This window comes from Streptomyces sp. NBC_00104 (assembly GCF_045160825.1).
Classification (GTDB): Bacteria; Actinomycetota; Actinomycetes; order Streptomycetales; family Streptomycetaceae; genus Streptomyces.
The window spans coordinates 8,094,200-8,119,366 of the sequence record NZ_CP108215.1 but is presented as its reverse complement, the minus strand read 5'-3'; the positions used below and the strand labels follow the sequence as shown (position 1 = coordinate 8,119,366).

The 25,167-nt window shown below is 66.4% G+C and carries 16 protein-coding genes, 1 tRNA gene and 3 rRNA genes; 3 read left to right on the top strand and 17 right to left on the bottom strand.

Features of this window, described 5'->3' with window-relative positions:
- Nucleotides 1-44: 44 nt before the first annotated feature.
- The 8 genes from OG272_RS35715 to thyX all read right to left on the bottom strand — a co-directional run bounded on the left by OG272_RS35715 (nt 45) and on the right by thyX (nt 10,382).
- Nucleotides 45-117: transfer RNA gene (locus tag OG272_RS35715), tRNA-Thr, on the bottom strand.
- Between the two features lie 125 nt (nt 118-242).
- Entirely contained in the window at nt 243-905 is a 663-nt protein-coding gene (locus OG272_RS35710; protein ID WP_326585593.1) for a DegT/DnrJ/EryC1/StrS family aminotransferase, read from the bottom strand.
- A gap of 114 nt (nt 906-1,019) precedes the next feature.
- Nucleotides 1,020-1,136 (bottom strand): 5S ribosomal RNA (gene rrf / locus OG272_RS35705).
- A 96-nt stretch (nt 1,137-1,232) separates the two neighbouring features.
- A 23S ribosomal RNA gene (locus OG272_RS35700) occupies nt 1,233-4,356 on the bottom strand.
- A gap of 312 nt (nt 4,357-4,668) precedes the next feature.
- A 16S ribosomal RNA gene (locus tag OG272_RS35695) occupies nt 4,669-6,195 on the bottom strand.
- Together the 16S, 23S and 5S rRNA genes form the textbook arrangement of a ribosomal RNA operon.
- A 502-nt stretch (nt 6,196-6,697) precedes the next feature.
- Nucleotides 6,698-8,380 (bottom strand): ribonuclease J, encoded by a 1,683-nt coding sequence (locus OG272_RS35690; RefSeq protein WP_326576437.1) that lies wholly within the window; start codon nt 8,378-8,380, stop codon nt 6,698-6,700.
- Between the two features lie 150 nt (nt 8,381-8,530).
- Nucleotides 8,531-9,430 (bottom strand): 4-hydroxy-tetrahydrodipicolinate synthase, encoded by a 900-nt coding sequence (dapA, locus tag OG272_RS35685; protein WP_326576439.1) that lies wholly within the window; start codon nt 9,428-9,430, stop codon nt 8,531-8,533.
- Nucleotides 9,431-9,641: 211 nt separating this feature from the next.
- Nucleotides 9,642-10,382, bottom strand: coding sequence for an FAD-dependent thymidylate synthase (gene thyX, locus OG272_RS35680; protein ID WP_326576441.1), 741 nt, complete (start codon nt 10,380-10,382; stop codon nt 9,642-9,644).
- Between the two features lie 190 nt (nt 10,383-10,572).
- Here thyX and OG272_RS35675 point away from each other — a divergent pair, with 190 nt between their 5' ends.
- Entirely contained in the window at nt 10,573-11,130 is a 558-nt protein-coding gene (locus OG272_RS35675; RefSeq protein ID WP_326576443.1) for a hypothetical protein, read from the top strand.
- 70 nt (nt 11,131-11,200) lie between these two features.
- Here OG272_RS35675 and OG272_RS35670 read toward each other — a convergent pair whose 3' ends face one another.
- The 8 genes from OG272_RS35670 to OG272_RS35635 form a co-directional block, all read right to left on the bottom strand.
- Entirely contained in the window at nt 11,201-11,656 is a 456-nt protein-coding gene (locus OG272_RS35670) for a hypothetical protein (RefSeq protein ID WP_327727568.1), read from the bottom strand.
- Between the two features lie 17 nt (nt 11,657-11,673).
- On the bottom strand, nt 11,674-12,426 hold the full coding sequence (dapB, locus tag OG272_RS35665; RefSeq protein WP_328224147.1) for a 4-hydroxy-tetrahydrodipicolinate reductase: 753 nt from the start codon (nt 12,424-12,426) through the stop codon (nt 11,674-11,676).
- Nucleotides 12,427-12,449: 23 nt separating this feature from the next.
- Nucleotides 12,450-13,829 (bottom strand): pitrilysin family protein, encoded by a 1,380-nt coding sequence (locus tag OG272_RS35660; protein WP_327727570.1) that lies wholly within the window; start codon nt 13,827-13,829, stop codon nt 12,450-12,452.
- Nucleotides 13,826-16,045, bottom strand: a complete 2,220-nt coding sequence (locus tag OG272_RS35655) for a polyribonucleotide nucleotidyltransferase (protein WP_327727571.1) — start codon at nt 16,043-16,045, stop codon at nt 13,826-13,828. Before OG272_RS35655 ends, OG272_RS35660 begins: the two co-directional genes overlap by 4 nt.
- Nucleotides 16,046-16,480: 435 nt before the next feature.
- A complete protein-coding gene (gene rpsO, locus OG272_RS35650; RefSeq protein ID WP_030041128.1) occupies nt 16,481-16,768 on the bottom strand; it encodes a 30S ribosomal protein S15 in 288 nt (95 codons plus the stop codon).
- 194 nt (nt 16,769-16,962) lie between these two features.
- Nucleotides 16,963-17,412, bottom strand: a complete 450-nt coding sequence (locus OG272_RS35645) for a hypothetical protein (protein WP_328224146.1) — start codon at nt 17,410-17,412, stop codon at nt 16,963-16,965.
- Nucleotides 17,413-17,688: 276 nt separating this feature from the next.
- Nucleotides 17,689-17,931: a hypothetical protein gene (locus OG272_RS35640; protein WP_327727573.1), complete on the bottom strand. Its 243-nt coding sequence runs from the start codon at nt 17,929-17,931 to the stop codon at nt 17,689-17,691.
- Between the two features lie 28 nt (nt 17,932-17,959).
- The gene (locus OG272_RS35635; protein ID WP_327727574.1) at nt 17,960-18,451 is read right to left on the bottom strand and encodes a hypothetical protein; all 492 of its coding nucleotides are present in this window, start codon (nt 18,449-18,451) and stop codon (nt 17,960-17,962) included.
- 255 nt (nt 18,452-18,706) lie between these two features.
- On the opposite strand from OG272_RS35635, the gene OG272_RS35630 reads away from it, so the two are divergent.
- Nucleotides 18,707-19,000, top strand: coding sequence for a DUF397 domain-containing protein (locus tag OG272_RS35630; RefSeq protein ID WP_086748467.1), 294 nt, complete (start codon nt 18,707-18,709; stop codon nt 18,998-19,000).
- Nucleotides 19,001-19,298: 298 nt separating this feature from the next.
- Here the strand turns inward: OG272_RS35630 and eccD are convergent, their stop codons facing one another.
- Complete coding sequence (gene eccD, locus OG272_RS35625) at nt 19,299-20,807, bottom strand: type VII secretion integral membrane protein EccD (protein ID WP_326585594.1); 1,509 nt, start codon at nt 20,805-20,807, stop codon at nt 19,299-19,301.
- A gap of 336 nt (nt 20,808-21,143) precedes the next feature.
- Here eccD and eccCa point away from each other — a divergent pair, with 336 nt between their 5' ends.
- Complete coding sequence (gene eccCa / locus OG272_RS35620) at nt 21,144-25,118, top strand: type VII secretion protein EccCa (RefSeq protein ID WP_327727575.1); 3,975 nt, start codon at nt 21,144-21,146, stop codon at nt 25,116-25,118.
- Nucleotides 25,119-25,167 lie beyond the last annotated feature (49 nt).

Sequence of the window (25,167 nt, the reverse complement as noted above, 5' to 3'; positions counted from 1 at the left end):
GACACGACAAAGGCCCCGCCCAGGTGGGCGGGGCCTTTTGGCTGAGCCCCCAAACGGAATCGAACCGTTGACCTTCTCCTTACCATGGAGACGCTCTACCGACTGAGCTATAGGGGCCTGTCACCTGTTCGAGGTTTCCCTCGCGGCAACGAGATAGATCATACCTCGAATCGGCGGCTGTTCAGAACCACCCGGCGCACTGACCAGGCCCACGCGCCCCCGAGTTGTCCCGAGCACCAGAACTAGAAAGCCGGCTGCAGCAGCCCACCGAGCGCGTTGCAGGCGGACACCAGCCGCTGCAGTTCCCGCCGCGACATCTCGCCGCCGATGGGCAGCGCCAGCGTCTCGTCGGCAGCCCGCTCGGTCTCCGGCAGACACACGTCCCGGCGGAACCCGGGCATCCGGTGCACCGGCGTCTTCACCGGCACGCTGCACTCGACTCCCCTGGCCCGCACGGCCCGCGCGAAGGCATCCCGGTCGGGGCGCCCGTTCCCGGGCACCCGCACGACGTACTGCTGAAAGGTGTGCTTGTCACACCCCTCGGGTGTCCCTACGCCCTTCAGCTTCGCGCTGAGATACGCGGCGCGCTGCCGACGCACCCCCAGCTCGCTGTAGGGCGTCTCCGACTCTCCCTGTTCCAGTACCAACAGCCCATGCCGTTGCCCGACTTGACGCAGCGCCGCGATGTCGGCGGACCGACCGAAGCGGTGGACGACGACCGCAGCCACCGTCCGCGACGTCACGGCGGCCTCGACAGCCGAGGGATCCAGGCAGTACGTCACCGGATCTATGTCAGCGAACACCGGCACAGCCCCTGCGAGGCTCACCGCGTGAGCTACCTCCGGGTTCCCGAACGCCGGCACGACGACCTCGTCACCGGCCCCGACACCCGCGGCCCTGAGCATTCCAACGGTACCCATGCTGCGGATCCTGGTCGCGCAACGTGAACTCCAAGTGACGCCCAACAAAAAAGAGCTGGTCCCCGAACCGAAATTCGGGGACCAGCTCTTTCAATATTTGTTCGGCGGCGTCCTACTCTCCCACAGGGTCCCCCCTGCAGTACCATCGGCGCTGTAAGGCTTAGCTTCCGGGTTCGGAATGTAACCGGGCGTTTCCCTCACGCTATGACCACCGAAACACTATGAAACACTCAACCGCACCATCCCCCGTGACCAAACAAGGGAATGGGGTTGTTCGTGGTTTCAGAACCAACACAGTGGACGCGAGCAACTGAGGACAAGCCCTCGGCCTATTAGTACCAGTCAACTCCACCCGTTACCGGGCTTCCATATCTGGCCTATCAACCCAGTCGTCTACTGGGAGCCTTACCCCATCAAGTGGGTGGGAATACTCATCTCGAAGCAGGCTTCCCGCTTAGATGCTTTCAGCGGTTATCCCTCCCGAACGTAGCCAACCAGCCATGCCCTTGGCAGAACAACTGGCACACCAGAGGTTCGTCCGTCCCGGTCCTCTCGTACTAGGGACAGCCCTTCTCAATATTCCTGCGCGCGCAGCGGATAGGGACCGAACTGTCTCACGACGTTCTAAACCCAGCTCGCGTACCGCTTTAATGGGCGAACAGCCCAACCCTTGGGACCGACTCCAGCCCCAGGATGCGACGAGCCGACATCGAGGTGCCAAACCATCCCGTCGATATGGACTCTTGGGGAAGATCAGCCTGTTATCCCCGGGGTACCTTTTATCCGTTGAGCGACGGCGCTTCCACAAGCCACCGCCGGATCACTAGTCCCGACTTTCGTCCCTGCTCGACCCGTCGGTCTCACAGTCAAGCTCCCTTGTGCACTTACACTCAACACCTGATTGCCAACCAGGCTGAGGGAACCTTTGGGCGCCTCCGTTACCCTTTGGGAGGCAACCGCCCCAGTTAAACTACCCATCAGACACTGTCCCTGATCCGGATCACGGACCCAGGTTAGACATCCAGCACGACCAGACTGGTATTTCAACGACGACTCCCCCTGAACTGGCGTCCAGAGTTCACAGTCTCCCAGCTATCCTACACAAGCCGAACCGAACACCAATATCAAACTGTAGTAAAGGTCCCGGGGTCTTTCCGTCCTGCTGCGCGAAACGAGCATCTTTACTCGTAGTGCAATTTCACCGGGCCTATGGTTGAGACAGTCGAGAAGTCGTTACGCCATTCGTGCAGGTCGGAACTTACCCGACAAGGAATTTCGCTACCTTAGGATGGTTATAGTTACCACCGCCGTTTACTGGCGCTTAAGTTCTCAGCTTCGCCACCCCGAAGAGTGACTAACCGGTCCCCTTAACGTTCCAGCACCGGGCAGGCGTCAGTCCGTATACATCGCCTTACGGCTTCGCACGGACCTGTGTTTTTAGTAAACAGTCGCTTCTCGCTGGTCTCTGCGGCCACCCCCAGCTCGAGGAGCACGTCCTCTCACCAGTGATGGCCCCCCTTCTCCCGAAGTTACGGGGGCATTTTGCCGAGTTCCTTAACCATAGTTCACCCGAACGCCTCGGTATTCTCTACCAGACCACCTGAGTCGGTTTAGGGTACGGGCCGCCATGAAACTCGCTAGAGGCTTTTCTCGACAGCATAGGATCATCCACTTCACCACAATCGGCTCGGCATCAGGTCTCAGACTATTGCCAGGCGGATTTACCTACCTGACGTCCTACACCCTTACCCCGGGACAACCACCGCCCGGGATGGACTACCTTCCTGCGTCACCCCATCACTCACCTACTGCAAGTCTGGTCCGTCGGCTCCACCACTTCCCTTTCCCCGAAGGGTCCGGGACGGCTTCACGGACTTAGCATCGCCTGGTTCAATGTTTGACGCTTCACAGCGGGTACCGGAATATCAACCGGTTATCCATCGACTACGCCTGTCGGCCTCGCCTTAGGTCCCGACTTACCCTGGGCAGATCAGCTTGACCCAGGAACCCTTGGTCAATCGGCGCACACGTTTCTCACGTGTGTATCGCTACTCATGCCTGCATTCTCACTCGTGAACCGTCCACAACTCGCTTCCGCGGCTGCTTCACCCGGCACACGACGCTCCCCTACCCATCCATACAGGCGTTGGCCCTATTGTATGAATGACACGACTTCGGCGGTACGCTTGAGCCCCGCTACATTGTCGGCGCGGAATCACTAGACCAGTGAGCTATTACGCACTCTTTCAAGGGTGGCTGCTTCTAAGCCAACCTCCTGGTTGTCTGTGCGACTCCACATCCTTTCCCACTTAGCGTACGCTTAGGGGCCTTAGTCGATGCTCTGGGCTGTTTCCCTCTCGACCATGGAGCTTATCCCCCACAGTCTCACTGCCGCGCTCTCACTTACCGGCATTCGGAGTTTGGCTAAGGTCAGTAACCCGGTAGGGCCCATCGCCTATCCAGTGCTCTACCTCCGGCAAGAAACACACGACGCTGCACCTAAATGCATTTCGGGGAGAACCAGCTATCACGGAGTTTGATTGGCCTTTCACCCCTAACCACAGGTCATCCCCCAGGTTTTCAACCCTGGTGGGTTCGGTCCTCCACGAAGTCTTACCTCCGCTTCAACCTGCCCATGGCTAGATCACTCCGCTTCGGGTCTTGAGCGTGCTACTAAAGTCGCCCTGTTCGGACTCGCTTTCGCTACGGCTACCCCACCCGGGTTAACCTCGCAACACACCGCAAACTCGCAGGCTCATTCTTCAAAAGGCACGCAGTCACGACGCACCGAGCAAAGCTCGATACGCGACGCTCCCACGGCTTGTAGGCACACGGTTTCAGGTACTATTTCACTCCGCTCCCGCGGTACTTTTCACCATTCCCTCACGGTACTATCCGCTATCGGTCACCAGGGAATATTTAGGCTTAGCGGGTGGTCCCGCCAGATTCACACGGGATTTCTCGGGCCCCGTGCTACTTGGGTGTCTCTCAAACGAGCCGTACAGATTTCAGCTACGGGGGTCTTACCCTCTACGCCGGACCTTTCGCATGTCCTTCGCCTACCCATACGGTTTCTGACTCGCCGACCAGCCGGCAGACTGATCAAGAGAGATCCCACAACCCCGTATACGCAACCCCTGCCGGGTCTCACACGCATACGGTTTGGCCTCATCCGGTTTCGCTCGCCACTACTCCCGGAATCACGGTTGTTTTCTCTTCCTGCGGGTACTGAGATGTTTCACTTCCCCGCGTTCCCTCCACTTGCCCTATGTGTTCAGGCAAGGGTGACAGCCCATGACGACTGCCGGGTTTCCCCATTCGGACACCCCCGGATCAAAGCCTGGTTGACGACTCCCCGGGGCCTATCGTGGCCTCCCACGTCCTTCATCGGTTCCTGGTGCCAAGGCATCCACCGTGCGCCCTTAAAAACTTGGCCACAGATGCTCGCGTCCACTGTGCAGTTCTCAAACAACGACCAACCACCCATCACCCCGGACCAGAAGTCCGAGTGCACTGGGGCCGGCACTGAAGGCGACCTGAACGGCCATACCCTCAGACACCCAACAGCGTGCCCGACCCGATCGACGTCCGGAGATCATGCTTTCCACGCCCTTACGGACAGTACTCACAGCCTCCGACCCGTGAACCGGTCGAATAATCAACGTTCCACCCTTGAGCAACCAGCATCAGTCGTTCGCTGATGTCCTGGCCTCTGATCCGGCAAAGCCGGATAAGAAGTGCTCCTTAGAAAGGAGGTGATCCAGCCGCACCTTCCGGTACGGCTACCTTGTTACGACTTCGTCCCAATCGCCAGTCCCACCTTCGACAGCTCCCTCCCACAAGGGGTTGGGCCACCGGCTTCGGGTGTTACCGACTTTCGTGACGTGACGGGCGGTGTGTACAAGGCCCGGGAACGTATTCACCGCAGCAATGCTGATCTGCGATTACTAGCAACTCCGACTTCATGGGGTCGAGTTGCAGACCCCAATCCGAACTGAGACAGGCTTTTTGAGATTCGCTCCGCCTCACGGCTTCGCAGCTCATTGTACCTGCCATTGTAGCACGTGTGCAGCCCAAGACATAAGGGGCATGATGACTTGACGTCGTCCCCACCTTCCTCCGAGTTGACCCCGGCAGTCTCCTGTGAGTCCCCATCACCCCGAAGGGCATGCTGGCAACACAGAACAAGGGTTGCGCTCGTTGCGGGACTTAACCCAACATCTCACGACACGAGCTGACGACAGCCATGCACCACCTGTACACCGACCACAAGGGGGCGACCATCTCTGGCCGTTTCCGGTGTATGTCAAGCCTTGGTAAGGTTCTTCGCGTTGCGTCGAATTAAGCCACATGCTCCGCTGCTTGTGCGGGCCCCCGTCAATTCCTTTGAGTTTTAGCCTTGCGGCCGTACTCCCCAGGCGGGGAACTTAATGCGTTAGCTGCGGCACCGACGACGTGGAATGTCGCCAACACCTAGTTCCCACCGTTTACGGCGTGGACTACCAGGGTATCTAATCCTGTTCGCTCCCCACGCTTTCGCTCCTCAGCGTCAGTAATGGCCCAGAGATCCGCCTTCGCCACCGGTGTTCCTCCTGATATCTGCGCATTTCACCGCTACACCAGGAATTCCGATCTCCCCTACCACACTCTAGTCTGCCCGTATCGAATGCAGACCCGGGGTTAAGCCCCGGGCTTTCACATCCGACGCGACAGACCGCCTACGAGCTCTTTACGCCCAATAATTCCGGACAACGCTCGCGCCCTACGTATTACCGCGGCTGCTGGCACGTAGTTAGCCGGCGCTTCTTCTGCAGGTACCGTCACTTTCGCTTCTTCCCTGCTGAAAGAGGTTTACAACCCGAAGGCCGTCATCCCTCACGCGGCGTCGCTGCATCAGGCTTTCGCCCATTGTGCAATATTCCCCACTGCTGCCTCCCGTAGGAGTCTGGGCCGTGTCTCAGTCCCAGTGTGGCCGGTCGCCCTCTCAGGCCGGCTACCCGTCGTCGCCTTGGTGAGCCGTTACCTCACCAACAAGCTGATAGGCCGCGGGCTCATCCTTCACCGCCGGAGCTTTCCACACTCATCGGATGCCCGAGAGTGTTGTATCCGGTATTAGACCCCGTTTCCAGGGCTTGTCCCAGAGTGAAGGGCAGATTGCCCACGTGTTACTCACCCGTTCGCCACTAATCCCCACCGAAGTGGTTCATCGTTCGACTTGCATGTGTTAAGCACGCCGCCAGCGTTCGTCCTGAGCCAGGATCAAACTCTCCGTGAATGTTTACCCGTAATCGGGTCGACACCACGAGAGCGGAACCACCGGAGGAATGATCCGATGGTTCACAGCGTCCTCGCTGTGTTTTACTTCAAAGGAACCTCGCCCCAACCGATAACCGGCCGGGAACGGGGTATCAACATATCTGGCGTTGATTTTTGGCACGCTGTTGAGTTCTCAAGGAACGGACGCTTCCTTTGTACTCACCCAAGCTACTCTCGGGCTTTCCTCCGGGCAGTTTCCCTTCGGTCTTGCGTTTCCGACTCTATCAGATCGTTTTCCGATCCGATTTCCTCGGCGCTTTCCAGGTTTACGCTTCCGCGTTTCCCTTTCCGGCGACTCCGACTTTATCAGAGGTTCTGAGTCGGAATTTCCGCCCGGTCCGGGTGGCTCCTGACGCACAGTTGCGTCGGGTTCCCCCCTGGGCGGAGCCGTAAACGTACTGGAGCGGGGCGCCCCGATGCAAATCGAGGAGCCCCGCTCCCGTACGGGCACTGACGGTGGGTCAGACCTCAACCACCACAGGCAGGATCATCGGCCTGCGCCGGTAGGTGTCGGAGACCCACTTGCCGAGGGTGCGCCGGATGAGTTGTTGCAGTTGGTGGGGCTCGACGACCCCGTCCTGCGCCGAACGCTCCAGGACCTCGGTGATGCGCGGGACGACCTCGCCGAAGGCGGAGTCCTCGATACCGGAGCCGCGGGCCTGGATGTGCGGGCCGCCGGTGATCTTGCCGGTGGAGGAGTCCACGACGACGAACACCGAGATGATGCCCTCGTCGCCCAGGATCCTCCGGTCCTTCAGGGCCGGCTCGCCGAGACCGACCGAGAGGCCGTCGACGTACACGTAACCGGCCTGGACCTTGCCGGAGATCTTGGCCTTGCCCTCGATGAGGTCGACGACCACGCCGTCCTCGGCGATGACGATGCGGTCGTGCGGTACGCCTGTCAGAGCGCCCAGTTCGGCGTTGGCGCGCAGGTGGCGCCATTCGCCGTGCACCGGCATCAGGTTCTTCGGGCGGCAGATGTTGTAGAAGTACAGCAGCTCACCGGCCGAGGCGTGTCCGGAGACGTGCACCTTGGCGTTGCCCTTGTGGACGACGTTGGCGCCCCAGCGGGTCAGGCCGTTGATGACGCGGTAGACGGCGTTCTCGTTCCCGGGGATCAGGGACGAGGCCAGGATCACCGTGTCGCCCTGGACGATGCGGATCTGGTGGTCCCGGTTGGCCATGCGGGACAGGGCGGCCATCGGTTCGCCCTGCGATCCGGTGCACACGAGGACGATCTCGTGCTGCGGCAGATCGTCGAGTGTCTTGACGTCCACGACCAGGCCCGGTGGGACCTTCAGATAGCCGAGGTCCCTGGCGATGCCCATGTTCCGGACCATCGAGCGGCCGACGAAGGCGACCCGGCGGCCGTACTCGTGGGCGGCGTCGAGGATCTGCTGGATGCGGTGGATGTGGCTGGCGAAGCTGGCCACGATGATCCGCTTGCTGGCGCCCGCGAAGACCTGGCGCAGGACGTTGGAGATGTCGCGCTCGGGCGGAACGAAGCCAGGAACCTCGGCGTTCGTGGAGTCGGAGAGGAGGAGATCGATTCCCTCCTCGCTCAGCCGTGCGAACGCGTGTAGATCCGTCAGGCGGTTGTCCAGCGGGAGCTGGTCCATCTTGAAGTCGCCCGTGTGGACCACCATGCCCGCGGGGGTGCGGATGGCCACGGCGAGGGCGTCGGGGATGGAGTGGTTGACCGCGACGAACTCGCAGTCGAACGGGCCGATCCGCTCGCGGTTCCCCTCGACCACCTCGAGGGTGTACGGGCGGATGCGGTGCTCCTGGAGCTTGGCCTCGATGAGGGCGAGGGTCAGCTTGGAGCCGATCAGCGGGATGTCGGGCTTCTCGCGCAGCAGGTACGGGACCGCGCCGATGTGGTCCTCGTGACCGTGCGTGAGGACGATGCCCTCGATGTCGTCGAGGCGGTCCCTGACGGACGAGAAGTCCGGCAGGATCAGGTCGATTCCGGGCTGCTCCTCCTCGGGGAAGAGCACCCCGCAGTCGACGATCAGCAGACGGCCGCCGTACTCGAAGACGGTCATGTTCCGGCCGATCTCGCCGAGACCGCCCAGCGGGGTGACCCGTAGGCCACCTTCGGGGAGCGGCGGCGGTGGGCCGAGTTCAGGATGCGGATGACTCAAAAGACTCTCCTCACCACGCGCGCCACGTACCTCTGTGGCACGTGGCGCGCATGACGTTCGTGCAAAAGCAGTTGTGGATGTGGACGCAGGCGCTTTCGTCCTGCCTATTCAGTTGTGAAGTCAGGGTGTCGCGTCGTGCGAAGTCCGGTGTTAGAGCTGTACCCCGCCGGCACCAAGATCGATCTTGAGCTGAGCCGTCTCCTCGGGCGAAAGCTCCACCATGGGGGCGCGCAGCGGTCCGGCGGGCAGACCCTGCAGGGCGAGCGCCGCCTTGCTGGTCATCACGCCCTGGGTGCGGAACATGCCGGTGAAGACCGGGAGCAGCTTCTGGTGGATCTCGGTGGCCTTCTGGACGTCACCGGAGACATACGCCTCGACGAGGGCGCGCAGCTCGGGAGTGACCACATGGCCCACGACCGAGACGAAACCGACCGCGCCCACGGAGAGCAGCGGGAGGTTCAGCATGTCGTCGCCGGAGTACCAGGCGAGGCCCGAGCGGGCGATGGCCCAGCTGGCACGGCCGAGGTCGCCCTTGGCGTCCTTGTTGGCGACGATGCGCGGGTGCTCGGCGAGCCGGACGATCGTCTCGGTGTCGATCGGGACGCCACTGCGGCCGGGGATGTCGTAGAGCATCACCGGCAGGTCGGCCGCGTCGGCGATCGCCTTGAAGTGCCGGTACAGGCCCTCCTGCGGAGGCTTGTTGTAGTACGGCGTGACGACGAGGAGGCCATGGGCGCCGACCTTCTCGGCGGCGCGGGCCAGCTCGGTGCTGTGGTGGGTGTCGTTCGTGCCGACGCCGGCGATGATGTGGGCGCGGTCGCCGACGGCTTCGAGGACGGCTCGTACCAGGTCCGATTTCTCCGCGTCACTGGTGGTGGGGGACTCGCCGGTGGTGCCGTTGATGACCAGGCCGTCGTTGCCTGCGTCCACCAGGTGGGTGGCGAGCCGCTGCGCGCCGTCGAGGTCGAGTGCGCCGTCCGCCGTGAAGGGCGTGACCATGGCGGTGAGGACCCGCCCGAAGGGGGTCTGCGGAGTCGAGGTCGGAGCCATGGGTAACACGCTACTCGCTGCTCAGGGCACGGTCTGCCCTCGGGGGGCGGGAAAAGTCAGGACAAATGCGGAGCCCGGCACTGCCTGCTCGGGGGTTCAAGCAGTGCCGGGTCCGTTTGATCAGGCTAGATGAACTTCGCGAAATGCCGCAATACGGACACTTCGCTCGGCTGACCCGTACATCTGTGCCTGGCCGAAAGTCGGCGGTCCGCTACGGCGCGACCCGGCCGTTCAGGTTGAACGCGGCGTGCGTGAGCGGCATGAGCCGGGACCACTCCGCCTCCATCTTCTCGCCGACCATCTCGATCTCCCGCTGTGGGAAGGACGGCACCTTCGCGAGCTCGTGCTGGGTGCGCAGACCGAGGAAGTGCATCAGCGAGCGGGCGTTGCAGGTGGCGTACATCGAGGAGAAGAGCCCGACCGGGAGCACCGCGCGGGCCACCTCACGGGCCACACCGGCGGCGAGCATCTCCTGGTACGCCTCGTACGCGTGGACGTACGAGTCCTCCATGACCCGCCCGACGAGCTCCTGCTGCGCCTGCGTGCCCTCCACGAAGACGTACTTGCCGGGACGGCCCTCCTGGACGAGCTTGCGGGCCTCGTCGGGGACGTAGAAGTGGGGCTGGAGCTCCCTGTACCTCCCGGACTCCTCGTTGTACGACCAGCCGACCCGGTGGCGCATGAACTCGCGGAAGACGAAGATCGGGGCGCTGATGAAGAAGGTCATCGAGTTGTGCTCGAAGGGGCTGCCGTGCCGGTCCCGCATGAGGTAGTTGATGAGGCCCTTGGAGCGCTCGGGGTCCTTCGTCAGCTCCTCCAGGGACTGCTCGCCGGCGGTGGAGACGCGGGCGGCCCACAGCACGTCCGAGTCGGCCGCGCTGTGCTTCACCAACTCGACGGTGACATCGCTGCGGAAGCTGGGTTTGAGGTCGTCGGCGGGGGTGTCGGTCACGGCTCGGAGGGTCCTTCCCATTGCTGCTCTCGGGCGGCGCCCACTCTACGGCCCGGCACCGACAGGGAGCCCGGATGGCCCGGGTTGCACCCCCTTGTGCCCCCGTCGGACCCCCGAGAGTGGTGGGGAGGGGCCCGGCTCGGTAGCCTCACCCGGCGAAACCTGTGCGTGGATTGAGTGAGGATCAGCCGTGCCCCTGCCCTTCCTGACCGCCGACCGCGCCTTCGACCAGGCGGCGGACGAAGCGCTGCCGTTCGACGACCGAGACCGCTGGCGGCGCCCCTACCGGCCCGGCCCGTGGCGGGTCGGCGCGGCCGCGCTGCTCCTGCTGCTCGCCTCCTACGTGCTGGTCGCGGCGGTCATCATCACGGTGGCCGAGACACCGCGGACGGGCGCGATCTGCTTCGGCGCGGCACTGCTGGTCATCGGCTGCGCGCTGCGGCTGCTGCGGGTCGGCATCTGGGTGAGCGCGCGAGGAGTGCGTCAGGTGGGCTTCTTCAGAACGCGTACGGCGTCCTGGGAGGCGAGCGTCTCGGTGCGTACCGTGCAGCAGCCGGTGCGGTGGCTCGGGCTGCCGCGGTCCGTGCAGGGGCAGGCGCTGCTCCTCGTCCGCACGGACCACGTGCAGGAGTACGTGACGCCGCTGATGACCACGCACAACGCCGACTTCCTGGCGCGTACGGAGGCCTTCGACCGGGCGGCGGACACGATCGAGGCGTGGGCGGCGGAGTACGGGCGCGCCGCGTAGTCGCGCAGAGGGGTGAGGGGCCGGTCCGTGGGTGCGGACCGGCCCCTCACCCCTCTGCGGGTGCGGCACATCAGGTGGTCGGCGCCGGCTTGCCGTCGTGGAGGGCGATCGCCCGCTGCATGGCCTTGCGAGCCCGGGGCGTGTCGCGGGCGTCGTGGTAGGCGACGGCGAGGCGGAACCAGGTGCGCCAGTCGTCGGGGGCGTCCTCGGTCTCCGTCTTGCGCCGTGCGAAGACCTCGTCGGCCGAGTCACGGTCGATGCGGCCGCTCGGGGTGCGCTTCAACTCGTCGACGGGGAGGCCCCCTTCGGCGTCGAGTTCGGCGGCGAGCTGGTTGGCCTTGCGGACGAACTGGGTGTTCTTCCAGAGGAACCAGAGGCCGATCCCCGGCAGGACGAGCACGGCGACGCCGAAGGCGATCGTGACCGGTGTGCCGGTCTCTATGAGCAGGAGCCCGCGGCTTCCGACCAGGACGAAGTAGACGACCAGGACGGCTGCCGTGACGGCGTAGGTGAGCTTCGCGCGCATGACGTTTCCCGTCCCGATCAGCCCAGGTCGAGGAAGTGTTCGAGGCCGAAGGTGAGACCCGGGGTCGTCACCACGCGGCGGGCGCCGAGCAGGATGCCCGGCATGAAGCTGCTGTGGTGGAGGGAGTCATGACGGACCGTCAGGGTCTCGCCCTCGCCCCCGAGCAGGACCTCCTGGTGGGCGAGGAGACCACGGAGGCGTACGGCGTGCACGGGGATGCCGTCGACGTCGGCGCCCCGTGCGCCGTCCAGAGCCGTGGCGGTGGCGTCCGGCGCCGGGGCGGTACCGGCCGCGCGGCGGGCCTCGGCGATGAGCTGGGCGGTACGGGTGGCGGTGCCGCTGGGGGCGTCGACCTTGTTCGGGTGGTGCAGCTCGACGACCTCGACGGACTCGAAGTAGGGCGCCGCGATCTGCGCGAACTTCATGGTCAGGACGGCCCCGATGGAGAAGTTGGGCGCGATGAGCACGCCGGTCTCCGGGGACCCGTCCAGCCAGGCCTTGAGCTGTGCGAGGCGGTCGTCGGTCCAGCCCGTGGTCCCGACGACCGCGTGGATGCCGTGGCGGACACAGAAGTCGAGGTTGTCCATGACCGAGGCGGGGGTGGTCAGTTCGACGGCGACCTGGGCGCCGGTCTCGGCCAGCGTCTCCAGCTTGTCGCCCCGGCTCAGGGCGGCGACCAGCTCCATGTCCTCGGCGGCCTCGACGGCCCGTACGGCCTCGGAGCCGATACGGCCCCGGGCACCGAGGACCGCCACGCGCAGCTTGCTCATTGCTTGGTTCCTTAACTGGGGTGTCAGGCGACGGCTTCGTGGAGACGGGACGCCTGTTTGTCCTTGAGCGGGCCGATGACCGACAGGGAGGGGCGCTGGCCCAGGATCTCGCGGGCCACGGCACGGATCTCGTCCGGGGTCACCATGGCGATCCGGGTCAGCATCTCGTCGACGGACATCTGCTCGCCCCAGCACAGCTCGCTCTTGCCGATGCGGTTCATGATCGCGCCGGTGTCCTCCAGGCCGAGGACCGTGGAGCCGCGGAGCTGGCCGATGGCGCGCTCGATCTCGTCGTCCGGCAGTCCGTGCTCGGCGACCTGGTCGAGCTCGTCGCGGCAGATCTTGAGCACGTCGTGCACCTGCGACGGACGGCAGCCGGCGTACACGCCGAAGAGACCGCAGTCGGCGAAGCCGGACGTGTACGAGTACACGCTGTAGGCGAGGCCCCGCTTCTCCCGGACCTCCTGGAAGAGGCGGGAGGACATGCCGCCGCCGAGCGCGGTGTTGAGGACGCCGAGAGCCCAGCGGCGCTCGTCGGTGCGGGCGAGGCCGGGCATGCCGAGGACGACATGGGCCTGCTCGGTCTTGCGGCCGATGAGCTCGACGCGGCCGGCCGTACGGAGGCTGCGGCGGCCGTCGCGCGGGTCGATCGGGGTGGCGTCCGTGCGCGTGAGGGCGCCCGCCTTCTCGAAGGCCGCGCGGACCAGTCGTACGACCTTGGTGTGGTCGATGTTGCCCGCGCAGGCGACCACGAGGTGGGTCGGGTCGTAGTGCTTCTTGTAGAAGCGGCGGATGCGGTCGGCGGAGAGGGCGTTGACCGTGTCGACCGTGCCGAGGACCGGGCGGCCGAGGGGGGTGTCACCGAACATGGTGTGCGCGAAGAGGTCGTGCACGCAGTCGCCCGGGTCGTCCTCGGTCATCGCGATCTCTTCGAGGATGGCGCCGCGTTCGACGTCGACGTCCTCCTCGCGGATGAGCGAGCCGGTGAGCATGTCGCAGACCGTGTCGATGGCCAGCGGCAGGTCGGAGTCGAGCACCCGTGCGTAGTAGCACGTGTACTCCTTCGCCGTGAACGCGTTCATCTCGCCGCCGACCGCGTCGATCGCGGACGAGATGTCGAGCGCGCTGCGGCGTTCCGTGCCCTTGAAGAGCAGGTGCTCCAGATAGTGGGTGGCGCCGTTCAGCGCGGGCGTCTCGTCGCGGGAGCCGACGTGCGCCCAGATGCCGAAGGTGGCGGAGCGCACGGACGGCAGGGTCTCGGTGACGATGCGCAGGCCGCCCGGGAGGGTGGTCTTGCGGACCGTACCGATGCCGTTCATGCCCTTGATCAGGGTTTGGGTACGGGCGACGGCCCGCGCCTCCGTGGAGGTGCGGGCCGTCGCCTTGGAGCTACGGGACGTCACTTGTCGCCGTCGTCCTTCTTGTCCTCGGAGCCTTCTTCGCCCTCGATCACGGGGATGAGGGAGAGCTTGCCGCGGGAGTCGATCTCGGCGATCTCGACCTGGACCTTGGCGCCGACCGCGACCACGTCCTCGACGTTCTCCACGCGCTTGCCGCCGGCGAGCTTACGGATCTGCGAGATGTGCAGCAGACCGTCCTTGCCCGGGAGCAGCGACACGAACGCACCGAAGGTGGTGGTCTTGACGACCGTACCCAGGTAGCGCTCGCCGACCTCCGGCATGGTCGGGTTGGCGATCGAGTTGATCGTGGCGCGGGCGGCCTCGGCCTGCGAGCCGACCTGGGCACCGATGTAGATGGTGCCGTCGTCCTCGATCGTGATCTCGGCGCCGGTGTCCTCCTGGATCTGGTTGATCATCTTGCCCTTCGGGCCGATGACCTCACCGATCTTGTCCACGGGGATCTTGACGGTGATGATCCGCGGGGCGTTCGGGGACATCTCGTCCGGCGTGTCGATCGCTTCCATCATCACGTCGAGGATGTGGAGGCGGGCGTCACGGGCCTGCTTGAGAGCGGCGGCCAGGACGGAGGCCGGGATGCCGTCCAGCTTGGTGTCGAGCTGGAGGGCGGTCACGAACTCCTTGGTGCCGGCGACCTTGAAGTCCATGTCGCCGAAGGCGTCCTCCGCACCGAGGATGTCGGTGAGGGCGACGTAGTGCGTCTCGCCCTTGATCTCCTGGGAGATCAGGCCCATGGCGATACCGGCGACGGGGGCCTTCAGCGGCACACCGGCGTTCAGCAGCGACATGGTGGAGGCGCAGACCGAGCCCATGGACGTCGAGCCGTTGGAGCCGAGGGCCTCGGACACCTGACGGATCGCGTAGGGGAACTCCTCGCGCGTCGGCAGGACCGGCACGATGGCGCGCTCGGCGAGGGCGCCGTGGCCGATCTCGCGGCGCTTCGGGGAGCCGACGCGGCCGGTCTCGCCGACGGAGTACGGCGGGAAGTTGTAGTTGTGCATGTAGCGCTTGCGGGTCACCGGGGAGAGGGTGTCCAGCTGCTGCTCCATCCGGAGCATGTTGAGGGTGGTGACGCCCAGGATCTGGGTCTCGCCACGCTCGAACAGCGCCGAGCCGTGCACGCGCGGGATGGCCTCGACCTCGGCGGCGAGCGTACGGATGTCCGTGACGCCGCGGCCGTCGATGCGGACCTTGTCCTTGATGACGCGCTCACGGACCAGGGACTTGGTCAGCGAGCGGTAGGCCGCGCTGATCTCCTTCTCGCGGCCCTCGAACTGCGGGAGCAGCTTCTCGGCGGCGAGACCCTTGACGCGGTCCAGCTCGGCCTCGCGGTCCTGCTTGCCCGCGATGGTGAGCGCCTGGGTCAGCTCGTCCTTGACGGCGGCGGTGAGCGCCTCCAGGACGTCGTCCTGGTAGTCGAGGAAGACCGGGAACTCGCCGGTCGGCTTCGCGGCCTTCGAGGCGAGGTCGGCCTGGGCCTTGCAGAGCACCTTGATGAAGGGCTTCGCGGCGTCCAGACCGGCGGCGACGACCTCCTCGGTCGGCGCCTCGGCGCCGCCCGCGACCAGCTGGATGGTCTTCTCGGTGGCCTCGGCTTCGACCATCATGATCGCGACGTCGCCGTCCTCGAGCGTGCGGCCCGCGACGACCATGTCGAAGACGGCGTCCTCGAGCTCGGTGTGCGTCGGGAAGGCCACCCACTGGCCGTTGATCAGCGCGACGCGGACGCCGCCGATCGGGCCGGAGAAGGGCAGGCCGGCCAGCTGCGTGGACGCGGACGCGGCGTTGATCGCGACGACGTCGTACAGGTGGTCGGGGTTGAGCGCCATGATCGTGGCGACGACCTGGATCTCGTTGCGCAGGCCCTTCTTGAAGGACGGGCGCAGCGGACGGTCGATGAGGCGGCAGGTGAGGATGGCGTCCTCGGAGGGACGGCCCTCACGCCGGAAGAAGCTGCCGGGGATCTTGCCGGCGGCGTACATCCGCTCCTCGACGTCCACCGTGAGGGGGAAGAAGTCGAGCTGGTCCTTGGGGTTCTTGGAGGCGGTGGTGGCCGACAGCACCATGGTGTCGTCGTCCAGGTACGCCACGGCGGAGCCGGCGGCCTGCTTGGCCAGGCGGCCCGTCTCGAAGCGGATGGTGCGGGTGCCGAAGGAGCCGTTGTCGATGACGGCCTCGGCGTAGTGGGTCTCGTTCTCCACTAGCAAATTCTCCGATACTTTTCGTCTTTCGTCCCTGGGCCCGCCCGTGTGGCGGGGGGACGGTGGCGGAGAAGCGCGCCGTCTGGTGCGGGCCGGTCTTCGATCGAAGCCCTCGGGATTCGCAATCCCCCGGGGGCCACTACCGAGGACCGGCGGCGGCGAGGTGCGCTTCTCCTCGTTCGGTGTGCGTGCGGGCGCCCGTGTCCCGGGCGCTCACGCTGTGGCGTGCGTATTGCGTTCTGCTACCACACTACAAAGGGGTGGTGACACTCCGCACGTTTCCGCCCGTACGTCCCGCGTGCGGCGGGGCCGCGCGCCCCCTTCCAGGGGGCCGCCGCGGTACGCGCCGCGAGCCGCGGACGTACGTACAACAAAGACGTACGTACAACAAAGGAGCGGTCCCCTTTTCCCGGGAACCGCCCCCCTCACGGCGTCTTACTTGGCGCCCGCCGCACCGCGGCGGATGCCGAGGCGGTCGACCAGCGCACGGAAGCGCTGGATGTCCTTCTTGGCGAGGTACTGCAGCAGACGGCGACGCTGACCGACCAGGATCAGCAGACCACGGCGGGAGTGGTGGTCGTGCTTGTGGGTCTTGAGGTGCTCGGTCAGGTCGGAGATCCGGCGGGAGAGCATCGCGACCTGGACCTCGGGGGAGCCGGTGTCGCCCTCCTTGGTACCGAACTCGCTGATGATCTGCTTCTTCGTAGCGGCGTCGAGCGACACGCGATACTCCTCATGAGTCTCATTGATGCCACCGAGTGCCCCTGGTCTGCGTCTCAGGGGGGCTTCTGTGACTCGGGTGACGGAGGTCCGCCGGGAGCTACCTCCGGAGTCCGGGGGTGCGCACACAAACGGCCGTCAGCCAGGGTACCAGGCTGGGGGGACGGGCTTGGCCGGGGCCTGGGCCGGGGCCGGGATCAGCGCCTGGACAGGGCGACGCTCTCGTAACCGATCGCGACGGTGGTCTCCTCCCCGACTTCCCCCTTGTCGCTCGGACCGTACAGGGCTTCGGTGGCGAAGTAGATCCGGCCGTGCTCGCAGATGATGCCGTGCTCGCAGATGATGTCGTCCTCCGTCGGATCCCCGACGTCGACCAGGTCGAGGGTCCCGCCGATGAGCAGGAGGAGCGTCTCCTTGCGGGACAACGGATCGAGGCTGACGACAGCGGCGGGAGAGAGATTGCCGGACTCCCGGTACGCGATCAGTTCGCCGCCGCTCATCCTCAGCGGATACATCCGCCGCCCGGGTATGGAGTCGAACTTGAACACGGTCTTTCCGGTACCCAGGTCGTACGCGACGATGTCGTCGTCCGTCGTGATGTAGAGCCGCTCCTTCCCCACGACGATCGTGCTGCAGGTCTCGACCACCGCGTTGAACGTCTCGCTGCAGTTGATGACCTGGTGATCGCGGTTGGGCTGGATCGAGGCGCGCGCCTTGCCCCTGTCGTCGAGGAGATCAGGCCGGTGACGGCGAAGCCGCCCGCCATGACGGCGATGACAGCCGGCTCGGAGGAGATCAGGTAGACCTCGGTGACGCCCGTGGCGACCTTGTAGGTCCACGTGGACTTGCCCGTGCGGGCGTCGACCCTCTCCACCCGGACCGGAACTCGGGGTCCCCCGAGTCTCCGCACCGCTGCAGCGCGATCAGGCCCTTGCCACCCGCGAACCCGGAGCCTCGCACGCCGACGGCGTGGTGTCGGCCCACAACCGCTTGCCGGTGGTCATGTCGTACGCCGCAGAGCCCTGTCCCCAGGTGACGAGGACCGCGCCGTCCGTCATCGTGACGTTGACGGACATGGCGCTGCCGTCGCCCGGCCGCCGCACGTCCCACTTCTTCTCGCCCGTGTCGACGTCGAAGACCGTGAGGCGGTCGCAGGGCAGGCTCATGGCCGTGGTGGTGGAGTCCTCGTCCGGGTCAGGGCTCTGGCCGGGGTAGGTAGGCGACGACCGTCCAGCCGGCCACGCTGACGTGGCGCGTCACCGCGCACAGTGGGGCGGGGAAGTCGAGCTTGTACAGTTCCTTGCTCTTGTCCCCGTGTTGGGTGAACCCCTGGACGTAGTTCCCGACACCCTTCGCGAAGACCTTCTCCGTCGCCCAGGTGCCGATGGACGAGATGTTCCTGCCCACGGTCTTGATCTTTTCGACGAGGTACAGGGACCTGCCGCCCTCCGGCGACTCGGGCGCCTTCTCCACGGTCTCGCGGATGTCGTCCGGAGCCTGCCGGACGGCCACCGGACGCCGTTCCGACTCCGCATCGTCACCGCCCAACGTGAGGCCCAGGACACCCACGGCGACGACCGCCGCTGCCAGAACCGCCGCGCCGGCCGTCCGCAGCCGCCGAAGCCGGGTGCGACGCTCGGCTTCGGGAGCTGAGGCGGTGTACGGGGAGTGGGACGGGCCGCTCACAGGCCATGGCCTTCCTGCGCGATGGGGACACTGCCGCCCGGACAGGGGCGCGAGGGGTGATCAAGAACCATACGGCTCACCGTGCGGCGGCGACCAAGCCGCCCGCGTGGAGCTGTGGTGAGGGCGCACCGACCCCTGTAACGAAGCCGACACCCCTCGTTACGGTCACACCCGGGCGAACCCCTGAGCAGCGAGAACGGGAGCAAGTAGGGTGACCGCACAGTGCGTTGGCGCGGAGGAAGGATCGGAGCCGTCATGGCCGAGGCCGAGGACAAAGAACTCAAGGCACGCAAGGAGCGGGAGAAGGACGAGCTCTACGCGCTCGACATCTCGGGCGTCGAGTGGCACAGCGCACCCGGCACGGAAGAACACGAGGAGCGAGTGGAGATCGCATACCTCCCGGAAGGCGCGGTGGCGATGCGATCGTCGCTCGACCCGGAGACCGTGCTGCGTTACACGGAGGCGGAGTGGCGAGCCTTCGTCCTGGGGGCCCGGGACGGCGAATTCGATCTGGAGCCGGCTCCGCACAATGGGGGCCTGGACGCATAGATCGGCCGCTGATGAACGGGGCAGGGAACCAGCGATCGGTTCCCTGCCCCATTGGCTTGCACGGTATGGCACCTACAGCTTCGCATTCCCCACACCGACCGCCGTCGCATTCACGGTTCCCGCGCTGGTAATCCGCCGCGACAGTGGGCTGGGGGCAAAGGCAAGGAGGCGGGCCGGAGTTCGGCCCCTGACGGCGTGTCCGCCCTCGCCCGGCCGGCGACAGAGCGCGCCGGCCCGTCGGCGGAAGAGCACTGCCCGCTTCCCACCCGGACACGTACGCGGGACGGGTGCCCCACCACTAGCTCGTCATGGCCCGGGCCCGTGCGTACACGTCGAAGACGGCCAGAGCCAGCGGGATCAGCGTGAGCAGGACGAAGCTCTCGGCGATCTCCAGGAAGCGTCCCCAGAACGGGGTCACACCACGCTGCGGGGCGATGAGACCGATCGCGGTGACAAGGACGACGGCTGCGGCGATCGCCGCAGCGAGCCAGACGCTACGGATGTTGAGGGCAGTCGCATCGCCGAGGACGGCGTCGCGCACATAGTCCTGCGGCGGGTTCAGTGCGAGCCCGAGTCCGAGGAAGACCAGGGCCGTGAGGCCTGCCGCCAGGGCAGCGCTCACCTGCGCGGTGTAGCGGAAGAGGTGGGCGCGCATCAACATCGCCACGCCTGTGGACAGAGCCAGGAGCTCCGCCCACACATCGCCGGAGAAGGCCAGGACGATCGACGCGCCTACGGAGACGAGCGCACAGCCACCGACGAGGCCGACGAGAAGCTCGTGGCCGCGGCGGGCCTGGGCCGCGACGCGTTCGACGTCGATGGGATCCTGCGCATCCGGCTCGCCCGCGTCGTAGCCGCCCCAGGACGGATTGGGCGCTTCGAAACCGATCGGCAATCGCGCGAAGCGCATGGACAGGCCGGGCAGGAAGGCCAGCGCGACAACGGAGAGCGGGGCACAGATGGCGGCCGTCTCCATGGGCCGCAGCTTCGTGAGGATGGCGATGAAGGTGGTGATCAGACCGATCGCGGTGGCGAAGACGAAGGCCACGAAGGGACCGTCGCCTCCGGGCGACAACAGCATGAGTACCACGGCGGCGAGCAGGACGGCCGTGCAGGCGAGCAGAAACTGCAGCCGCCCGATGCCCTGCCCCTCGGAGAGAGGAAGCAGTCCGGAACCGGCCACAGCGACGTTCGGGAAGGCGCCCAGGCCGAGAGCGATCGCTGAGCCGCGATCGCCGTACACCCGTGCGCGCACGCAGGCGATGGTGAGCAACAGCAGCCCGAACACACCGGCGATGACGCCCTGCAAGCTGTGCATGTCGTGACGGATCTGGGAACTCCAGGCCACGAACGCCAGCAGCGCCGGCAGGACGCCGCCCGCGATGAGGCCGGCGGTCCGTGTGAGTTCGCCGTTCCACAGGGTGCGGTCACGGGTGACGGCAGCGGCCACCGCCTCGGAGACGTCGTCGAGGACGGCCGGCGGCAGCGACTCCGCGAACGGACGCAGAGTGAGCAACTCTCCGTCGAGGATGCGCTGCGCCGCGAACGACCGCGCTCCGTCGAGAACGGTGCCGTCACGGCGTACGAGGTGATAGCCGACAGGAGCACCCTCGTCAGGGCTCTGCTGGGAAAGCCTCAGGATCTCCGGGTACAGGTCGGCGACCGGTACGTCGTCGGGCAGCGCCACGTCGATGCGGCTGTCGGGTGCCACGATGGTGACCCGGCAGAAGCCCAGGCCCGTACCTGCCCCGGAAGGGACTCCGATGCCCGGTCCGCCGGTCGCGCCGACCGGCGCGGAGGCCGTCATGCTCACCTGCTGTTCCCCCTCGTCGGTGGTCGGGCGGTCTGCGGTGCCGCTGCACACCCGTCCGCCCGCAAAGATCCTGTGCACGTTGCGCCGCGCCGCCCGCGCATCCGGGCAACGATGTCGTCACGCCCGGGAAATGCGGGGCGGCGCTTGGTTCCGAGCGTCGCGGATTGCCCGGTTTTCCCGGAACGATTCGCAACTGCTCACACACCTCATGGGCACCCTACCGCCCGCCGGTAGCGGTGGTTGTCAGTAGGATCACCCTTCGCGATCGACGTCCGCCGGACACGGGGCGGTGGACGAAACATCTCGGTCCGGCAAGGGAATTGGTGCGTAGTGAGCCACATCGTCGTCAAGCGCCCACCGCGGGCGCTGCCGAAGGAAGTGCCCACGGACGAGGTCGTGCTGCAGCCTCCGCCGGAGCTTCCGCGCGGGCAGCAGGAGGGTGCACTCATGCAACTCCTGCCCATGCTCGGTATGGGCGGATCCGTGGTGTTCTTCTTCAACCCGCAGGCCCAGCCCTTCATGAAGATCATGGGCATGGTGATGGTGGCCTCCACGATCGCCATGGGCGTCGCGATGCTGGTCCGCTACCGCCGCGGCAACCAGGGGCAACTGGCGGACATCCGACGGGACTACCTGCGTTACCTGTCGCAGACCCGGCACCGGGCCATGGACACCGCCAAGGCCCAGCGCGACGCCCAGTACTACCTGCATCCTTCACCGGAGCAACTGTGGGCCCTGGTCGCCGAGGGCAGCCGGGTGTGGGAACGGCGCACCGGTGACGAGGACTTCGGGCAGGTACGCGTGGGCCTCGGCCCGCAGGGCCTGGCCACTCCCCTGATCGCACCGCAGACCGCTCCGGTCGACGAGTTGGAGCCGCTGACCGCCGGGGCCATGCAGCGTTTCCTGACCACGCACAGCACGCTCGAGGGCCTGCCGATGGCGGTCTCGCTGCGCGCCTTCTACCACGTGACGATCAGTGGCGAACCCGGCACCGTGCGCGGCACCGCCCGAGCGGTCACGGCCTGCCTCGCCGCGCTGCACTCGTCCGAGGACCTGGTCATCGCGGTCGCCACCGGACGGGAGTCGGCGCCCGCGTGGGAATGGGCGAAGTGGCTGCCGCACACGCAGACGCGGGGCGTCACGGACGGCGCGGGCAGCATGCGTCTGATCACCACCGATCCGATGGAGCTGGAGGACCGGCTGACCGACATCCTCCAGGGCCGTCCGCGTTTCCACCCCGCCGCTCCGCCGGTCTCCGAGCAACCGCACCTGGTCGTCCTGCTCGACGGTGTCTCACTGCCGCCCACGTCCCTGCTGGCCAGTCCTGAAGGCCTGCAGAGCGTGACGGTCATCGAGATCGTCCCCGGTGACCTCAGCTCCGGGCGCGGCGACCTCTCGATCATCGTGCAGCCCAAGGAACTGCGTCTGGAGTCGGCGCACGGCATGGTCTACGAGGGCACACCGGACGTCCTGTCGTACGAGGCCGCCGAAGCGCTTGCCCGACAACTGGCGCCGCTGCGCATGGCATCGGGCGGCGACGACGGCGAACCACTGCTGGCCAACCTCGATTTCACGGAACTGCTGAACCTGGGCGACGCGGCTTCGGTCGACCCCCGGCGCACCTGGCGCCCGCGTTCGCAGTCGGAGCGGCTGCGCGTACCGATCGGCCTCGGCGAGGACGGCCGGCCCGTGATGCTCGACCTCAAGGAGGCCGCGCAGGAGGGCATGGGCCCGCACGGTCTCTGCGTCGGCGCGACCGGCTCCGGGAAGTCGGAGCTGCTGCGTACGCTGGTCCTGGGACTGGCCGTGACCCACTCCTCCGAGACACTGAACTTCGTCCTGGCGGACTTCAAGGGTGGTGCGACCTTCGCCGGGATGGCGCAGATGCCCCACGTGGCGGCCGTGATCACCAACCTGGCGGACGACCTGACCCTCGTCGACCGTATGGGTGATTCGATCCGTGGTGAGCTGAACCGTCGCCAGGAGCTGCTCCGCGATGCCGGCAACTACGCCAACATCCACGACTACGAGAAGGCGCGCGCCGCCGGCGCCCCGCTCCAGCCCATTCCGTCGCTGGTCCTGGTGATCGACGAGTTCAGTGAACTGCTCACCGCGAAGCCGGACTTCATCGAGATGTTCGTGCAGATCGGCCGTATCGGCCGATCTCTGGGCGTCCATCTCCTGCTCGCCTCGCAGCGTCTGGAGGAGGGCCGTCTGAGGGGACTGGAGACCTACCTGTCGTACCGGATCGGTCTGCGGACGTTCTCGGCGGCCGAGTCCCGCGCCGCGATCGGCGTCCCCGACGCGTACGAGCTGCCGAACGTGCCGGGTTCCGGCATCCTGAAGTTCGGCACGGAGGAGATGGTGCGCTTCAAGGCCGCGTACGTCTCCGGCGCGTACCGCACGGATTCTCAGCAGGCCGTCGTGCCCGGCGGGCCGCTCCCGGTCGACCGTCGGCCCGTGCTGTTCACCGCGGCCGAAGTGCCGGTGCAGTACGCGCCGGTACCGCAGCAGCGGCAGGAGGAGCCCGACGAACGGCAGGACGACGCGCTCGCCGACACCGTGCTGGACGTGATCGTCCGGCGTCTGGAGGCCCAGGGGCCGGCCGCCCACCAGGTGTGGCTGCCCCCGCTGGACAGTCCGCCGTCGCTCGACTCGTTGCTCCCGGGGCTGGCTCCGGTGGCCGGCCGGGGCATGACGCAGCCCGGTTACGAGGGTGCCGGTCGGCTCGTCGTCCCGGTCGGCATCGTCGACAAGCCGTACGAGCAGCGGCGCGAACCGCTCTGGACCGACTTCGGCGGCGCGGCCGGCCACATGCAGATCCTCGGCGGCCCGCAGTCCGGGAAGTCGACACTCCTGCGCTCGATCATCGCATCGTTCGCCCTCACCCACACCCCTCACGAAGTGCAGTTCTACGGACTCGACTTCGGTGGTGGCGGCCTGTCGGCCGTGGCCGACCTGCCGCACGTGGGCGGAGTGGCCTCACGACTGGACCCCGAGAAGGTCCGGCGTACGGTGGCTGAGGTGTACGGCGTCCTGACCCGCCGTGAGGAGTACTTCCGCACCGCGAACATCCCGTCGATCGCCGAGTTCCGTGCGCGCCGCGCGCGGGGGGACATCTCGGTGACCGACCAGCCCTGGGGCGACGTCTTCCTCGCCATCGACGGCTGGGGCAACTTCCGTACGGACTACGAGGCGTTGGATCCGGTGATCCTGGACATCGCGGCGCGCGGCCTCGGTTACGGCATCCATCTGATCCTCACCGCATCGCGCTCCATGGAGGTCCGTTCGAACCTCAAGGACCACCTGATGAACCGCTTGGAGTTGCGGCTCGGCGACCCCATGGACTCCGAGTTCGACCGCAAGGTGGCGGCGAACGTTCCCACAGGTGTTCCTGGACGCGGCCAGACACCGCAGAAGCAGCACTTCATGGCGGCGGTCCCGCGTATCGACGGTCTGTCCTCCGACACGGACCTGGCGGAGGCGACGGTGGCCCTCGCGTCCGAGGTCGGCCGCCACTGGCAACAGCCTGGCGCTCCCGAAGTCCGCTTGCTGCCGCGGGAGTTCCCGGCATCCCAGCTGCCCCCGGGCAACCGCTTCCCGAACCGCGGTATCTCCTTCGCCCTCGACGAGGACAGCCTCGAGCCGGTGTTCGTGGACTTCGACCAGGACCCGTTCTTCCTCGTCTTCGGCGAGAGCGAGTCCGGTAAGTCGAATCTGCTGAAACTGCTCATCAAGCGTCTCGCCGAGCGCTACGACAGCAACAGCTGCAAGCTGTTCGTGGTCGACAACCGCCGCTCGCTGCTGGGTGTCACCCCTCCTTCCCATCTGGCGGAGTACATCCCCATGTCGAACCAGATGCAGCACCACATGGACGCCCTGGCCGACCTCATGCAACGCCGCACCCCCACCGCGGACGTCACACCGGAGCAACTGCGCAACCGCAGCTGGTGGCGTGGCCCCACGGTGTTCGTGATCGTCGACGACTACGACCTGGTGTCCACGTCGAGCGGCAACCCGCTGTCGGGACTCACGGAAATGCTCCCGTTCGCCCGTGACGTCGGCGTCCGCTTCATCATCGCCCGCTCCACCGCGGGCGCCGGCCGCGCCGGCTACGAGGCCTTCACCCAGCGCATCAAGGAACTCGGGGCTCAAGGCGTCGTCCTCGCGGGCGACCCGGGCGAGGGCGACCTGCTGGGCGGCGTACGGCCGCGGCCGATGCCTGCGGGGCGCGGTGTGTTCGTGTCTCGGAAGCGGGGGAAGCCGTTGGTTCAGGTCGGGTTGGTCGAGGACGGGGATGGGTGACGGGCTGACGGCCGGCTGACGTGCGAGGGTCTTGGGGCCGTGGTCGCTT

Excerpts from the sequence above, each read along its gene's own strand:
- OG272_RS35710 (WP_326585593.1), bottom strand. The coding sequence starts at position 905 with ATGCTCAGGGCCGCGGGTGTCGGGGCCGGTGACGAGGTCGTCGTGCCG.
- dapA (WP_326576439.1), bottom strand. The coding sequence starts at position 9,430 with ATGGCTCCGACCTCGACTCCGCAGACCCCCTTCGGGCGGGTCCTCACC.
- OG272_RS35670 (WP_327727568.1), bottom strand. The coding sequence starts at position 11,656 with ATGCGCGCGAAGCTCACCTACGCCGTCACGGCAGCCGTCCTGGTCGTC.
- dapB (WP_328224147.1), bottom strand. The coding sequence starts at position 12,426 with ATGAGCAAGCTGCGCGTGGCGGTCCTCGGTGCCCGGGGCCGTATCGGC.
- OG272_RS35640 (WP_327727573.1), bottom strand. The coding sequence starts at position 17,931 with ATGAGCCTGCCCTGCGACCGCCTCACGGTCTTCGACGTCGACACGGGC.
- OG272_RS35630 (WP_086748467.1), top strand. The coding sequence starts at position 18,707 with ATGGCCGAGGCCGAGGACAAAGAACTCAAGGCACGCAAGGAGCGGGAG.
- eccD (WP_326585594.1), bottom strand. The coding sequence starts at position 20,807 with ATGACGGCCTCCGCGCCGGTCGGCGCGACCGGCGGACCGGGCATCGGA.